Consider the following 14443-nt stretch of genomic DNA (forward strand, 5'->3'; position numbering starts at 1 on the left):
GGGCATTGGCCCGGCATTTCAGATTGTGGATGGTGCCCGCGCTCAGCCCTGCAGGGTGCGCACGCCGTAGCCTTCGCTTCGGGCCTTCATGGCCGCGACGGCGGCAATGCTGGCCGCGGCAGTGGTGAAGTAGGGGATCTTGTCCATCAGCGCGACGCGCCGGATGTCACGGCTGTCGGCAAGGGCCTGCGTGCCTTCTGTCGTGTTCATGACCAGCGCGATCTCGTTGTTCTTCAGGCTGTCGACGATGTTCGGGCGCCCCTCATAGACCTTGTTCACGAGGGTTGCCTTGATCCCTTCCGAGCCAAGCCAGCTTGCGGTGCCCCGCGTCGCCACGATCTCGAAGCCAAGCGCGATCAGGCCGCGTGCGGCCTCGGCCATGGCCTCGGACTTGTCCATGTCCTTGACCGACAGGAACACACGGCCGGAATCCGGCAGGATCATGCCCGCGCCCATCTGCGCCTTGAGGAAGGCCAGCGCAAAGCTGCGGTCCCAGCCCATGACTTCGCCTGTCGAGCGCATCTCGGGCCCGAGCAGCGGGTCAACGCCGGGGAAGCGGGCAAAGGGCAGCACCGCCTCTTTCACGCTGAACCAGGGCGTGATCGGGTTTGCCAGAGTCATCGGATCGGCCAGCGGCAACACGCTGTCAGGCCCCACGCCCGCGTCATAGGGTGCGCGCTCGGGGAAGTTCGACAGCTTCTCGCCGGCCATCAGGCGGGCCGCGATCGAGGCAATCGCGCTGTCGGTCGCCTTGGCAACGAACGGCACGGTGCGCGAGGCGCGGGGGTTCACCTCAAGGACATAGATCACCCCGTCCTTGATGGCGAATTGCACGTTCATCAGGCCTACAACGTTCAGAGCGCGGGCCATCAGCACGGTCTGGCGCTTCAACTCCTCGACGATCTCGGTCGAGAGCGAGTGTGGCGGCAGACAGCAGGCCGAGTCGCCCGAATGGACGCCCGCCTCTTCGATATGCTCCATGATCCCCGCGACATGCACGGCATGACCATCGCAGAGCGCGTCGACATCGACCTCGATTGCGCCCGAAAGGTAGCTGTCCAGCAGCACCGGGTTATCGCCCGAGACCTGCACGGCGGTCGCGATGTAGCGGTCAAGATGTTCATCCGAACGCACGATTTCCATCGCACGACCGCCCAGAACGAAGGAGGGGCGGATCACCAGCGGATAGCCCACGTTCTTGGCGACGGCGAAAGCCTCATCTCGCGAGCGTGCGGTGCCGTTGACGGGCTGCTTCAGGCCAAGCTCTTTCAGCAGCTTCTGGAACCGCTCGCGGTCTTCGGCCAGATCGATCGCATCGGGCGTGGTGCCAAGGATCGGGATGCCTTCCTCGTGCAGCGCGTTCGCAAGCTTGAGTGGCGTCTGGCCGCCGAACTGGACGATCACGCCATGCAGGGTGCCATTCTCTTGCTCGACCCGCAGGATCTCCAGCACATGCTCAAGCGTCAGCGGCTCGAAATACAGACGGTCCGACGTGTCATAGTCGGTCGAAACCGTTTCCGGGTTGCAGTTGACCATGATGGTCTCATAGCCTTGCGCGGTCAGCGCAAAGCAGGCGTGGCAGCAGCAGTAGTCAAACTCGATCCCTTGGCCGATCCGGTTCGGACCACCGCCAAGGATCACCACCTTTTTCGCATTGGACGGCCGGCTTTCGCATTCCACGTCGCCCATCGCAGGCGCCTCGTAGGTGGAATACATGTAGGGCGTCTGTGCCTCGAACTCGGCGGCGCAGGTGTCGATACGCTTGAAGACGGCTTTCACACCCAGATTGCGGCGGGCGCGGCGAACCTGCGCCTCATCCCGGCCGGTCAGCTTGGCAAGACGCGCGTCCGTGAAGCCCATCATCTTCAGCGCGCGCAGGCCATCCTCGGTGACAGGCAGGCCCTCGGCGCGGATCTTGGCCTCGGTCTCGATGATCTCGCGGATGCGCGACAGGAACCACGGGTCAAAGCTGGTCGCCTGCTGGATCTCGTCATTGCTCAGCCCATGGCGCATCGCCTGGGCGATCACGCGCAGCCGGTCAGGCGTCTGCTGGCCAAGCGCCTTGAAGAGCGACGCCTTGTCGGGGGCACCCGGAATGGCGATTTCGTCAAAGCCGGAAAGACCGGTCTCAAGGCTCGCCAGCGCTTTTTGCAGCGATTCATGGATGGTGCGGCCGATGGCCATGACCTCGCCCACCGATTTCATCGCGGTGGTCAGGTGCGGCTCGCTGCCGGGGAACTTCTCGAACGCAAAGCGCGGGATCTTGGTCACGACATAGTCGATCGAGGGTTCAAACGACGCGGGCGTGACCTTGGTGATGTCGTTGTCCAATTCATCGAGCGTATAGCCCACGGCGAGCTTTGCCGCGATCTTGGCAATCGGGAAGCCGGTCGCTTTCGACGCCAGCGCCGAAGACCGCGACACACGCGGGTTCATCTCGATCACGACCATCCGGCCGTCCTTGGGGTTGATCGCCCATTGAACGTTCGACCCACCGGTTTCGACCCCGATTTCGCGCAGCACGGCGATCGAGCCGTTGCGCATGATCTGGTATTCCTTGTCGGTCAGCGTCAGCGCCGGGGCCACGGTGATGGAATCGCCCGTGTGGACGCCCATCGGATCGATGTTCTCGATCGAGCAGACGATGATGGCGTTGTCCTTGCGGTCGCGCACCACCTCCATCTCATACTCTTTCCAGCCGAGAAGCGATTCATCGACCAGAACCTGCGCGACGGGCGAAGCTTCAAGCCCCGACTTCACGATGGCCTCATAGTCGTCGCGGTTGTAGGCCACGCCGCCCCCGGTGCCGCCGAGCGTAAAGGCCGGGCGAATGATCGCGGGCAGGCCCACATATTCCAGCGCCTTCATCGCCTCGGAGATGCCGGCAGCGATGTCGAACTTGCCGTTCACCTTCGGGGCGGCGATGATGGTTGCTTTCGGGTTTTCAAGGCCCAGACGGTCCATCGCTTCGCGGAAGAGCTTGCGATCTTCTGCCATTTCGATGGCCGCGCGATTGGCGCCGATCAGCTTGACGTTGTACTTTTCCAACACGCCCATATCATCAAGTGCGAGCGTCGTGTTGAGACCGGTCTGCCCGCCCATCGTCGGCAGGATGGCGTCAGGGCGTTCCTTCTCGATGATCTTGGCGACAACCTCGGGCGTGATCGGCTCGATATAGGTTGCGTCCGCCAGCCCCGGGTCGGTCATGATGGTTGCGGGGTTCGAGTTGACGAGGATCACCCGATACCCTTCCTCGCGCAGTGCCTTGCAGGCCTGTGCGCCGGAATAGTCGAACTCGCAGGCCTGCCCAATGACAATGGGGCCTGCACCGATGATCATGATGGAGGAGATATCGGTTCTTTTCGGCATGTCGGACCCCGTGTGTGTCTTTTCCCCGCGCTTCGGCTGAAGGGCGGCAATCTGGATTCTCTGGCGAAGCGCAAATTGTCGGGGGTTATAGTCAGCCGGGGGCGCGGCGCAAGGGCGAATGCGTGCGGTCTGGCCAATCGGATGCCGCCCGGCGGACAGGGGCGGTCGCTGCCGGGCTGGTCGGGCGCGGCTGCGGATGCTAGATCGCTGCCAAAGGATGGAGATTGCGCGCGTGATCCTTCTGGAACATGGACCCGGTGCCCGCCCGGTGGCCTTCCGCGAACCCCACGCGGTCGTCGTGGCATGGACGCCAGAGGAGGTAGCCCCGGCGCTGGCGCGGCTGGACGAGGCGCGGGCGACTGGGCGTTGGGTTGCGGGCTATCTGTCCTATGAGGCGGGCTATGCGCTTGAGCCCCGCTTGTTGTCGCTTTTGCCCGAAGGGCGCGTCCACCCGTTGCTGTCCTTCGGCGTCTACGACCGTCCCGAGCCTGCGCAGGCTGACCTGCAAAAGCCGGTGGATGAGGTTCAGCTTGGCCCCTTCGTGCCGCTGGTGACGCAGCAGGACTATGGAGCGGCCTTTGACAAGGTGGCGGCCTATATCCGTGCCGGCGACTGCTATCAGATCAACCTGACCTTCCCGATGCAGGCAAGTTTCACCGGCACGCCTGCGGGCCTTCTGGCGGCACTTCGGGCGCGTCAGTCGGTGGGCTTTGGCGCGCTGGTCGATCTGGGCGCAGGGCCCGCGCTCGTCTCGCGCTCGCCGGAGCTCTTCTTCTCGGTCACCCAGGGCGGGCGGATCGAGGCGCGACCGATGAAGGGCACCGCCCCGCGCGGCGCCGATCCCGAGGAAGATGCGGCACTTGCTGCCGAGCTTTACCACAGCGAGAAGGCGCGCGCCGAGAACCTGATGATCGTCGATCTGCTGCGGAACGACATCTCGCGACTGGCCGAGGTGGGCTCGGTGCGGGTGCCGGAACTGTTCGCGGTCGATACCTTTGCCACGGTGCATCAGATGTCGTCGCGTGTCGTCGGGCAACTGACCGATCCGCCTGCGCTTTCGCGATTGATGCCTGCGCTCTTTCCCTGCGGATCAATCACCGGGGCGCCCAAGATCCGCGCGATGGAGATCATCCGCGAGGTCGAACCACACCCGCGCGGCGCCTATTGCGGGGCGATCGGATGGATGGCACCCGATGGGGCGGCGGCCTTCAATGTCGCGATCCGCACCATATCGGTCTTTGAGGGCCGGGTCGTGCTGAATGTCGGCGGCGGCGTTGTTTACGATTCGACCGCTGAAGGCGAATGGGAGGAAGCACATTGGAAAGCCCGCTACGCCACAGCCCTGAGCCGGATCTGAAGCTGATCGAGACCTTGCTCTGGGATGGCATGAGCTATCCCCGGTTGGGCGGACATCTGGCGCGGCTGACGCGATCTGCGGAAGAGCTGGGGTTTCGCTGCGACCCTGAGGCCGCGCAGGCTGTGTTGCCAAAGCCTGCGGGACCCGCCCGTGTGCGCCTGACGCTTGATGGGGCTGGGCAGATCGAGGTGACTGAGGCGCCGCTGCCCCCCGCCGCCGCCGTGTGGCGCGTCAGGCTGGCAGATGCGCGGCTGGACAGTGCCGACCCATGGCTGCGCCACAAGACCACGCGACGCGCGCTCTATGACGGGGTGCGCGCGACGCTTCCCGACGCGGTGGACGAGGCTCTGTTCCTGAACGAACGGGATGAGGTTTGTGAGGGCACGATCACCAATCTCTTCTTCGACCGGGGGCAGGGGCTGCGAACCCCGCCACTGGGTTGCGGCCTGTTGCCAGGCGTGTTGCGGGCCGAACTGTCCTGCCCGGAAGAGGTGCTTCTGGCCAAGGATCTGGGGCTGGTGCAGCTTTGGGTTGGTAACGCACTGCGCGGGCTGATCCCTGCACGACTGACGTAGAAGGGGGCTTCCGCCCCCCTGCGGGGCCTGTGGCCCCTCTCCCCCCGAGGGTATTTCGGCCAAGAGGAATTTCGGCCGACCGGAATACTGGGCGCGGGGTTGACTTGGCCCGTTGCCCGGTGTGTATCGGCGCATCAGGATGAAAGCCTCGGAAAAGGGGAGCGTGATGCACGCCTATCGCAGCCATACTTGTGCGCAACTCAACAAGGACCACGTCGGCCAGGATGTCCGGCTGGCAGGTTGGGTGCATCGCGTACGAGATCACGGGGGCGTGCTGTTCATCGATCTGCGCGACCACTATGGCGTGACGCAGGTACTGGCCGACAGCGACAGCCCGGCCTTTGCCGAGATCGAGAAGCTGCGCGCCGAATGGGTGGTGTCGATCGACGGGGTCGTGAAGGCCCGTGATGCAAGCCTTGTGAACCCCAAGCTCGCGACGGGCGAGATTGAGGTCTATATCAAGGGCGTGCGCGTTCTGGGTGCCGTCGATGGCGACCTGCCGCTGCCGGTGTTCGGCGATCAGGAGTACCCCGAGGAGACGCGCCTGACCTATCGCTTCCTCGACCTGCGTCGTGAAAAGCTGCACAACAACATGATGCTGCGCTCGAACGTCGTGCGCTCGATCCGCAACCGGATGTGGGATCAGGGCTTCAACGAGTTCCAGACGCCGATCATCACCGCATCAAGCCCCGAAGGCGCGCGCGACTTCCTCGTGCCGTCGCGCCTGCATCCGGGCAAGTTCTATGCGCTGCCGCAGGCGCCCCAGCAGTTCAAGCAGCTGATCATGGTTGCGGGTTTCGACCGCTACTTCCAGATCGCGCCCTGCTTCCGTGACGAAGACCCGCGCGCCGACCGCTCTCCCACCGACTTCTACCAGCTTGATATCGAGATGTCGTTTGTCGAGCAGGAGGACGTGTTCGGCGCCGTCCAGCCGGTGATCCAGGGCCTGTTCGAGGAATTCCGCCCCGATTGCAAGGTGCCCGCCGAATGGCCGCGCATTGCCTATCGGGATTCGATGCTGTGGTATGGATCGGACAAGCCTGACCTGCGCAACCCGATCAAGATGCAGGTGGTGTCAGAGCACTTCCGGGGGTCGGGCTTTGCAGTGTTCGCAAAGCTCTTGGAGAACGAAGGCACCGAGATCCGCGCCATTCCCGCGCCGACCGGTGGCAGCCGCAAGTTCTGCGACCGCATGAACGCCTATGCCCAGAAAGAGGGTCTGCCCGGCATGGGCTATATCTTCTGGCGTGAGGCCGAAGCCGGGGGCGGCATGGAAGCCGCTGGACCTCTGGCCAAGAACATCGGACCGGAGCGGACCGAGGCGATCCGTCAGCAGCTTGGCCTTGGTCTTGGCGATGCGGCCTTCTTCCTTGGTGGCAAGCCCGAGCAGTTCGAGGGGTTTGCCGGCCGCGCGCGCAACGAAATCGGGCGCGAGCTGGGCTTGGCCGAGACGGATACCTTCCGCTTTGCATGGATCGTCGACTTCCCGATGTATGAGAAGACCGACGACGGCAAGATCGACTTCAGCCACAACCCCTTCTCGATGCCGCAGGGCGGGATGGAGGCGCTGATGGGCGATCCGCTGTCGGTGCACGCCTATCAGTATGACCTTGCCTGCAACGGCTATGAGCTGATCTCGGGCGGGATCCGCAACCACAAGCCGGAAATCATGTACAAGGCGTTCGAGCTGGCGGGCTATCCCAACAGCGAGGTGGACAAGCGCTTCGGCGGCATGGTCAAGGCGTTCAAATACGGCGCCCCGCCGCATGGTGGCTGCGCCATGGGCATCGACCGCGCCGTGATGCTGCTGGCCGATGAGATGAACATCCGCGAGGTCATCATGTTCCCGATGAACCAGCGCGCCGAGGATCTGCTGATGAACGCACCCTCGGAGCCGACCAACGAACAGCTGCGCGAGCTGCGCCTGCGCGTGGTGCCGAAAGAGGCGTAAGGCGCCCCTTCGCATCGCCGGACAAGGGCCCGCTCCGCCATCAGGTGGGGCGGGTTTTTTCTTGGAGTGTCATGATGTCTGCTGATCTTTATTCCGCCTCGGTCCCGGTATTCTCGCACTATCTGGGCCAGCTGGCGAACCTGGTCGAACGCACCGCCGGGCGCGAACAGGTGCTTGCCGCGCGCCTTGCACCCGACATGTTCACTGCCGCGCAGCAGGTGGCGACGGCGGTGGGCTTTGCGCTGCGCGTGGCCTATCCGCTGGCCGGGCGCGAGGTGCCGCCCTCGGCCGATCTTGGGCTGGACCGGATCGGGCTGGGCCGGCGGATTGCGGCGGCGCGCACTTCGCTTGCAGCACTTGACCGATCAGAGTTCGCCGGCGCGGCGTCGCGGCGCATCCGTCACCGCGCGGGCTTTGCCGAACTTGACCAGTCAGGAGACGACTATCTGCATCTGTTTGGCATGCCGAACTTCATGTTCCATGTATCTATGACCTTTGCGGTGCTGCGCGCCGAGGGGCTGGAAATCGGCAAGGCAGAATTCGACGGGCTGCATGATTATCCGCACGGCTTTCGTTTCTGACCACGCAGGCAGCGGAATGCCGCCACAATTTTCCGTATGTCATCGCGCGCGGGGCTGTATCGTAACGCGCGGATGGCTATCTTGACCTGTAAGCACTGACTGATGGACGATATGCCAGACCCGACAGCCATACTCGCAACCCGTTTCGGTTTTGGCCTGCCTGATGCCACTGCGCAGTCCGGCGGTGTTGCCGGCATGCTCGACGCTCTGTCCGGCGAGGACGCGGGTGCCGCACTTTGGCCGGGTCCTCGCTTGGGCGGCGTTCTGCAGGTCACGGAATCCTACAGAATGGCGCGCCGCAACTACAGGCTTAACAACACGCCCGAGGCGCGACATGCCAAGGACGAATGGAATGCCCGTTTCAACGCCGATGCCGACGCTTACCTGCGGCGCACGCTGGCGCGGGCGATTGACAGCCCCGACGGGTTTCGCGAGCGGTTGGTATGGTTCTGGCAGGACCACTTCACCACCACGCCGCGCCGAGTGGAAGAGACGCTGATTTCGGCCAGCCGCACCGACCATGCGATCCGTCCGCATGTGGCGGGCCGCTTCGCCGATTTGTTGCGCGCGGCAATCCTGCATCCTTCGATGCTGCTCTATCTCGATCAGGTGTTTTCGGTGGGCCCTGACTCTGACGTGGCGCAGACCAAGTCAATTGGATTGAACGAAAATCTCGCGCGAGAGTTGATGGAACTTCATACGCTCGGCGTCTCGGGCGGGTACACGCAGGGCGATGTTCGGCAGCTGGCCGAGTTGCTCACGGGGCTCGTGCTTACCGGTCGGGGACGCACAGGATTTCTGCAGCGCCGGGCCGAGCCAGGTGCAGAACAGGTGCTGGGCCGCAGCTATGACGGTGAGGGGATCGATCCGATCCATGCGGTGCTGAATGATCTGGCGCGGCATCCCGATACTGCGCGGCACCTGTCGCGCAAACTTGCGATCCACTTCCTGTCGGATACACCGGATGAGGCTGTGATTGACCGGATGGCCGCTGCCTATCTTGCCAATGATACGGCCCTTTTGCCGGTCTACGCCGAGATGCTTGGTGATCCTGCGGCCCTGTCGACGACCTTTGGCAAGGTTCGCCCCCCGATGGAAATCATCGCTGCAGGGATGCGCGCCATCGGCATGCGCGGGTCGGATGTTATGGCGCTGGAGCCTCGCCTTCTGCGCCGCCATGTCCGCGTCCCATTGATCGCAATGGGGCAGGGCTGGGAAGACGCGAACGGCCCCGATGGCTGGCCCGAAGATGCCGAAACCTGGATGACCGCGCAGCGCGTGGCCGCGCGGATCAGTTGGGCCATGCAGGCACCGACAGCGCTATGGGCCGCACGGGGGGGGAAGCAGCGTCTGCCTGATCCGCGACGGGTGCTGGTCCGCTCTTTGGGGCCCGTCGCAAGTCCCGTTTTGCAGCAGGCTGTCACGCGGGCAGAAACCGCGCGCGACGGGGTGGGGATCGTGATCGCCTCGCCTGAATTCAACCGGAGATAGGAAGCCCATGGCTGACATGAACCGCAGAGTCTTCCTGCACCGGGGCACCGCCGCGCTGATCGGCTGCTCTGCCGCAGCCAGCCCATGGCTGACAACCGTAACGCTGGCTCAAGGGGCCGAGGTACTTGGGGATCAGCGTCTGGTTGTGGTGATCCTGCGTGGGGCGATGGACGGGCTTGATGTCGTCCGCCCCGAGGGGGACGCGCTCTACCGCAGCTATCGGCCCAATCTGCTGGGTGAGCCGGGCCTGCCACTGGATGGGTTCTTCACCCTTCATCCGAGGCTCGGCGGGCTGATGCCGCTGTGGCAGGCGGGGGAGCTGGCCTTTGTTCATGCGACATCGACCCCTTATCGCGACAAGCGTAGCCATTTCGACGGGCAGGATATTCTTGAGGCCGGGACCGGCCTTGATGTGCTGCAACCCGAGGTGCGTGACGGCTGGCTGAACCGCATGTTGCAGACGGTGCCCGGCCTGTCGTCGGAAACCGCCTATGCGGTCGGGCGCGATGCACTGCCGCTGCTGCATGGCGCGGCAGGGGTGCGCAGCTGGATTCCCGATCAGAAGCTTGCGATTTCGGCGCAGGGTCGCCGCCTGTTGGAAGAGGTCTATGCCCAGGACCCGCTGTTCCATGCGGCCGCGATGCAAGCGATGGATCTGGCGCAAAGCCAGGCGTTCGAGGCCGAGATCCATCGTCAGGTCGAAGCGGACATCGCCATGCAAGAGCAGGATGCAGGCATGCAGGCCGAAGGGCAGATGTCCGATGCGCCCGCCCGGACCAAGCGGGAAAGCGAGAGTGAGGATCTGGCCGCCTTCGCCGCCGGGCGTTTGCGAGGAAACACCCGCATCGCCGCCTTCTCGTTGTCGGGCTGGGATTCGCATCGCAATCAGGCGCAGGTCATCGGCGGCAGCCTGCAGGCATTGGAGCAACTGATCCTGCGACTTCGGCAGGATCTGGGCGATGTCTGGTCCAACACCACCGTGCTTGCCATGACCGAATTTGGCCGCACCGCGCGCGAAAATGGCAACAAGGGCACCGATCATGGCACGGGTGGTGCCATGCTGATGGCCGGAGGGGCGATCCGGGGCGGAAAAGTCCATGGCCGCTGGCCGGGCCTCGATGAGGCCGCGCTTTATGACCGTCGCGACCTGATGCCGACAACCGATGTTCGGTCATGGGCGGCATGGACGATGCGCGGTCTTTACGGGCTTGATCGGTCGGTGCTTGAACAGGCGGTCTTTCCGGGGCTTCAGATGGGTGACAATCCGGGACTCTTGCGATGAGCGCCACCCCGCGCCAGCTTGGGCCCGAGGTGCAGGGCTTTGTGCCCCCGCCGCATCCGGCAGGGCTGCACCAGAGCGGGGCATATGTGGCGCTTGAACCGCTGTCGGCTGATCTGCATGCCGCAGACCTGCACCGCGCCTTTTCGGTGGATGACGCGCTTTGGGACTACCTCGGCTATGGCCCCTTTGCTGGTGCCGCAGCCTATCACCGTTGGGTGAAGGAGCGCGAGACTAGCCTGGACCCGGTGTTTTTCGCCCTGAGGGACCGGGTCACAGGGCATGCCTGCGGGGTCGCCTCATTCCTCAGGATCGATCAGGCCAATGGTGTGCTGGAGACCGGCCATATTTGCCTGTCGCCTGAATTGCAACGCAGTCGCGCGGCGACCGAGGCGATGTTCCTGATGCTTGATTGGTCCTTCTCGGCGGGCTACCGGCGGCATGAATGGAAATGTGATGCGCTGAATGCCCCCTCGCGCAATGCCGCTGCACGGCTGGGCTATACTTTCGAGGGGATCTTCCGCCAGCACATGATCGTAAAAGGTCGCAACCGCGATACCGCCTGGTTTTCGGTCATCGACAGTGAATGGCAAGTGCTGCGCCCTGCCTTTGTCGCCTGGCTCGACGCCCGCAATTTTACCGATGACGGCCGCCAGATCCAACGTCTGTCAGATCTGGTCGCCGCCGCCCGCGAGGGCACCGATATCTCTTTGTTGTAGCTGGAGCCTGTGATGATCCTGCGCCCGATGCTGACCGCCGCTGCCGTGACTGTGATCCCCATTGCCGCCCTGGCCCAATCACCCGTGGCCGAGGTGACGACGCAGACCTACGCATGCGAGCGCGGCGCGCAGGTCAGCGCGACCTATATCAACGTGGGCGACCAGAGCTTTGCTGTCGTGACATTCGAGGGGCGGCAGATCGGATTTGCGATCGACACCAGCGCATCGGGCGCGCGCTACGTCAGCGTCGATCCGGCGCAACCCTTCGTCTGGTGGACCAAGGGCGACACGGCGATGCTGATGCATGGGACCGGCGATGCCGAGATGATGGTCTACGCTTCTTGCGCCGTCGCGTCCTGATCGGACAAACGGTCGCGGTACCGCACCGCGAGGCTTGCGCGACCGACAGCTCCACCGCATAAGCGCCTTGGTGCGGCTGCGGGATTGGCCCCCTGTGGTGCGGGCACCTTGGTTCTGGAATGGAGAGCAGGATGATCGGACGTTTGAACCATGTCGCCATCGCGGTGCCGGATCTGGCGGCGGCGGTGGCGCAATACCGTGACACATTGGGCGCCGAGGTGCGCGCGCCGCAGGATGAGCCCGATCACGGTGTGACAGTCGTTTTCATCGATCTGCCGAATACCAAGATCGAACTGCTTTATCCGTTGGGCGAGAATTCTCCCATCGCCGGCTTTCTGGAAAAGAACCCCGCCGGAGGTATTCATCACATCTGCTACGAGGTCGAGGATATCCTTGCCGCGCGGGACCGCCTGAAGGCGTCTGGCGCGCGGGTTCTGGGTTCGGGTGAGCCGAAGATCGGCGCCCATGGCAAGCCTGTGCTGTTTCTGCACCCCAAGGATTTCAACGGCTGTCTGGTCGAACTGGAGCAAGTCTGACACATGACCATCACCGCCGCGCTGATCGTCTTTGCCATCACCTGGTTCATGGTGTTCTTCGTCGTGCTGCCCATCCGCTTCACCTCGCAGTCCGAGGCGGGCGAAGTTGTGCCCGGCACGCCGCAATCGGCACCGGCCGATTATCTGGTGAAGAAAAAGGCCCTGATCACGACGGCGATCACGGTGGTCCTGTGGGGGCTGATCGTCTGGTTCATCACCAGCGGTCTCGTCTCCATCGCGGACCTGGAGCGGTGGACCCCCGGCGCACCGCCGGGGGCCAATCCCTGATCCGCCGGGAGCGGCTCTCAGGCGGGTTGGCGGTTGCCTGACAGGCGGTGGAACATGTGGGTAAAGGTGGCCACGCCCAGAACCGGCACGACAAGGTTCAGGATCGGGACCGAAAGCGGCGCGGCCATCAGGGCGCCCGCAAGCCAGATCTGCGCCGCATGGCGCGCCCGCAGGGCCTTGGCACCCTGACGCCCCAGCCGTCGCATGGCGACCAGCCCGAAGTATTCCCGCCCCAGAAGCAGCCCGTTCACCGCCCAGAACACCAGCGGAATGAACGGCCCGGCAAAGAAATAGAGGATCAGCGCAAAGAGGTTGGCAACGATCACCAACCCAAGGAAGTTCAGCGCATCTACAAGGTTATCTGCAAGGCCGGGTGGCTGGGCCGGGGGCAGGTGGGGGTAATGGGCATCTTCGACGGCCTCTGCGACACTGTCCAGAAAGAAGCCCGAGAACAGCACCGCCACAGGCACCATCAGAAAGACCGAGAGCCCGATAACGATCGGGATCGAGCCGACCGAGAGGATCGTGTCGATCCCCGCCACATCGCCAACCCATGGCAATGTCAGGCTTTCCGGCGCAAACCACTGGATCAGGACGACGATCCCCGCATAAAGACCGACCAGCAGCGCCAGCGACAACAGAAGCCCCAGCCCCACGACGCGCAGGAAACGCGGATCGCTGAGCTGTCCGAGCGCTTTCATGAAATCCTGAAAGATCATCGTGTCACTCGGCCAGCCACTGGGTCAGTGCGCCCAGATCCGGGCGCGGGCGGTCGGCCACTGGGGTTGTCGGTGTTCCGATATGGATGATTCCTGCCACAGTTTCATGTGCTGCAAGCCCATAGGCACGCTCGACAAAGGTACGGTCATGGTTGGGCCAGCCCGACAGCCAGCAGGCGCCCCAGCCTGCCGCAATCGCCGCATTGACCAGCGACAGGCAGACGCAACCGGCGGATAGCAACTGTTCGGACGCCGGGATCTTCGGGTTCTCCTTGGGCGAGGCGACCACGACCACCGCAAGATGACCCTGATCATACTGCCCACGCCCCTTGGCGATCATCTCGGCATCACCGCCACGCTCGACCGCGCGCGCCTCGGCCAGATCGGCCATGCGGACCATGGCCGGACGGGACAGCACGATCAGCCGCCAGGGCTCCAGCTTGCCGTGATCGGGCACACGCACCGCTGCCTGCAACAGGGGGGCAAGCTCTTCTGCCGATGGCACCGGTAACGACATGAGCTTGGGCGGCGTCGAGCGGCGGGTCGACAGAAACTCGAGGGCAGCGGGATTGGGTGTGGGCATGGTTCTTTCCGGGGTAAGGCAGCCCGCAAGATAGGTGTCCATGCGCGGAACCGAAAGGGCAACGCGCCTCGCAAGGGGCGAAAATCAGCGCCCAGAAGATTGCGGCGGTTGCAAGGGGCTTCCCCGACAGTTCCCAAGCCGGTATCACGTCAACACCCTTGGACGGAGCGACACGACATGACCCCGATCTCTCGCCGCGCGACGCTGGCCATGCTCTTTGCGGTGCCGCTGGCTGCCTGCGGCGGAAAAAAGAGCCGCAAAGCCGCGACGCCCACCGGTCCGGCCGAGATCAATGCGCTTATCGCCAAGTACGCGGATGTCTATGACGTTCCGGAAGAGTTGATCCATCGGGTTGTGAAACGAGAGAGCAACTATAACCCGGCTGCACGCAACGGGCCCTACTATGGGCTGATGCAGATCCTGCCACAGACGGCATCCACCATGGGCTACCGCGGGTCTGCGTCGGGGTTGCTGGATGCTGACACCAACCTGAAATATGGCGTAAAATATCTGCGCGGCGCTTATCTGGTGGCACGTGGCCATCATGACCGGACGATCCACTGGTATTCCCGTGGGTACTACTACGAGGCAAAGCGCATGGGTCTTCTGGAAGAAACAGGTCTGCGCAGCTAAGC

Annotated in this window: 14 protein-coding genes; 11 read left to right on the forward strand and 3 right to left on the reverse strand. The window is 63.9% G+C overall.

Annotation, left to right across the window (positions count from 1 at the left end; all coding sequences use genetic code 11):
• Positions 1–42: 42 nt before the first annotated feature.
• On the reverse strand, positions 43–3369 hold the full coding sequence (carB, locus tag FQU74_RS03335) for a carbamoyl-phosphate synthase large subunit (RefSeq protein ID WP_146285014.1): 3327 nt from the start codon (positions 3367–3369) through the stop codon (positions 43–45).
• 217 nt (positions 3370–3586) lie between these two features.
• Here carB and FQU74_RS03340 point away from each other — a divergent pair, with 217 nt between their 5' ends.
• From FQU74_RS03340 to FQU74_RS03385, 10 genes are all read left to right on the forward strand, one after another.
• A complete protein-coding gene (locus tag FQU74_RS03340; protein WP_229704327.1) occupies positions 3587–4726 on the forward strand; it encodes an aminodeoxychorismate synthase component I in 1140 nt (379 codons plus the stop codon).
• Positions 4687–5301, forward strand: coding sequence for an aminotransferase class IV family protein (locus tag FQU74_RS03345; RefSeq protein WP_188781568.1), 615 nt, complete (start codon positions 4687–4689; stop codon positions 5299–5301). The genes FQU74_RS03340 and FQU74_RS03345 overlap by 40 nt, the downstream gene beginning before the upstream one ends.
• A 166-nt stretch (positions 5302–5467) precedes the next feature.
• Positions 5468–7252 (forward strand): aspartate--tRNA ligase, encoded by a 1785-nt coding sequence (gene aspS / locus FQU74_RS03350; RefSeq protein ID WP_146285017.1) that lies wholly within the window; start codon positions 5468–5470, stop codon positions 7250–7252.
• Positions 7253–7326: 74 nt separating this feature from the next.
• Positions 7327–7833: a DUF1993 family protein gene (locus FQU74_RS03355; RefSeq protein ID WP_158635520.1), complete on the forward strand. Its 507-nt coding sequence runs from the start codon at positions 7327–7329 to the stop codon at positions 7831–7833.
• A gap of 102 nt (positions 7834–7935) precedes the next feature.
• Complete coding sequence (locus FQU74_RS03360; RefSeq protein WP_146285019.1) at positions 7936–9324, forward strand: DUF1800 domain-containing protein; 1389 nt, start codon at positions 7936–7938, stop codon at positions 9322–9324.
• 16 nt (positions 9325–9340) lie between these two features.
• Positions 9341–10606, forward strand: a complete 1266-nt coding sequence (locus FQU74_RS03365; RefSeq protein WP_146285020.1) for a DUF1501 domain-containing protein — start codon at positions 9341–9343, stop codon at positions 10604–10606.
• Entirely contained in the window at positions 10603–11322 is a 720-nt protein-coding gene (locus tag FQU74_RS03370) for a GNAT family N-acetyltransferase (protein ID WP_146285021.1), read from the forward strand. The genes FQU74_RS03365 and FQU74_RS03370 overlap by 4 nt, the downstream gene beginning before the upstream one ends.
• A 12-nt stretch (positions 11323–11334) precedes the next feature.
• On the forward strand, positions 11335–11682 hold the full coding sequence (locus tag FQU74_RS03375; protein ID WP_146285022.1) for an MliC family protein: 348 nt from the start codon (positions 11335–11337) through the stop codon (positions 11680–11682).
• A gap of 131 nt (positions 11683–11813) precedes the next feature.
• Positions 11814–12218 carry a methylmalonyl-CoA epimerase gene (gene mce / locus FQU74_RS03380; protein ID WP_146285023.1) on the forward strand — a complete coding sequence of 135 codons (405 nt, stop codon included), beginning with the start codon at positions 11814–11816 and terminating at the stop codon, positions 12216–12218.
• A 3-nt stretch (positions 12219–12221) separates the two neighbouring features.
• On the forward strand, positions 12222–12506 hold the full coding sequence (locus FQU74_RS03385) for a DUF1467 family protein (RefSeq protein WP_146285024.1): 285 nt from the start codon (positions 12222–12224) through the stop codon (positions 12504–12506).
• A gap of 17 nt (positions 12507–12523) precedes the next feature.
• Here the strand turns inward: FQU74_RS03385 and FQU74_RS03390 are convergent, their stop codons facing one another.
• Together FQU74_RS03390 and FQU74_RS03395 are read right to left on the reverse strand one after the other, a co-directional pair.
• Positions 12524–13222, reverse strand: a complete 699-nt coding sequence (locus tag FQU74_RS03390; RefSeq protein ID WP_146286190.1) for an EI24 domain-containing protein — start codon at positions 13220–13222, stop codon at positions 12524–12526.
• A gap of 7 nt (positions 13223–13229) precedes the next feature.
• Positions 13230–13808 (reverse strand): nitroreductase family protein, encoded by a 579-nt coding sequence (locus FQU74_RS03395; protein WP_146285025.1) that lies wholly within the window; start codon positions 13806–13808, stop codon positions 13230–13232.
• A 177-nt stretch (positions 13809–13985) separates the two neighbouring features.
• Between FQU74_RS03395 and FQU74_RS03400 the strand changes: the two genes are divergently transcribed.
• Positions 13986–14441 carry a lytic transglycosylase domain-containing protein gene (locus FQU74_RS03400; RefSeq protein WP_146285026.1) on the forward strand — a complete coding sequence of 152 codons (456 nt, stop codon included), beginning with the start codon at positions 13986–13988 and terminating at the stop codon, positions 14439–14441.
• Positions 14442–14443 lie beyond the last annotated feature (2 nt).

This window comes from Gemmobacter aquaticus (assembly GCF_007859075.1).
GTDB lineage: Bacteria > Pseudomonadota > Alphaproteobacteria > Rhodobacterales > Rhodobacteraceae > Gemmobacter > Gemmobacter aquaticus.

Coding starts and splice junctions, on each gene's coding strand:
- carB (WP_146285014.1), bottom strand. CDS start 3,369: ATGCCGAAAAGAACCGATATCTCCTCCATCATGATCATCGGTGCAGGC.
- FQU74_RS03340 (WP_229704327.1), top strand. CDS start 3,587: ATGGAGATTGCGCGCGTGATCCTTCTGGAACATGGACCCGGTGCCCGC.
- aspS (WP_146285017.1), top strand. CDS start 5,468: ATGCACGCCTATCGCAGCCATACTTGTGCGCAACTCAACAAGGACCAC.
- FQU74_RS03355 (WP_158635520.1), top strand. CDS start 7,327: ATGTCTGCTGATCTTTATTCCGCCTCGGTCCCGGTATTCTCGCACTAT.
- FQU74_RS03360 (WP_146285019.1), top strand. CDS start 7,936: ATGGACGATATGCCAGACCCGACAGCCATACTCGCAACCCGTTTCGGT.
- FQU74_RS03365 (WP_146285020.1), top strand. CDS start 9,341: ATGAACCGCAGAGTCTTCCTGCACCGGGGCACCGCCGCGCTGATCGGC.
- FQU74_RS03370 (WP_146285021.1), top strand. CDS start 10,603: ATGAGCGCCACCCCGCGCCAGCTTGGGCCCGAGGTGCAGGGCTTTGTG.
- FQU74_RS03375 (WP_146285022.1), top strand. CDS start 11,335: ATGATCCTGCGCCCGATGCTGACCGCCGCTGCCGTGACTGTGATCCCC.
- mce (WP_146285023.1), top strand. CDS start 11,814: ATGATCGGACGTTTGAACCATGTCGCCATCGCGGTGCCGGATCTGGCG.
- FQU74_RS03385 (WP_146285024.1), top strand. CDS start 12,222: ATGACCATCACCGCCGCGCTGATCGTCTTTGCCATCACCTGGTTCATG.
- FQU74_RS03395 (WP_146285025.1), bottom strand. CDS start 13,808: ATGCCCACACCCAATCCCGCTGCCCTCGAGTTTCTGTCGACCCGCCGC.
- FQU74_RS03400 (WP_146285026.1), top strand. CDS start 13,986: ATGACCCCGATCTCTCGCCGCGCGACGCTGGCCATGCTCTTTGCGGTG.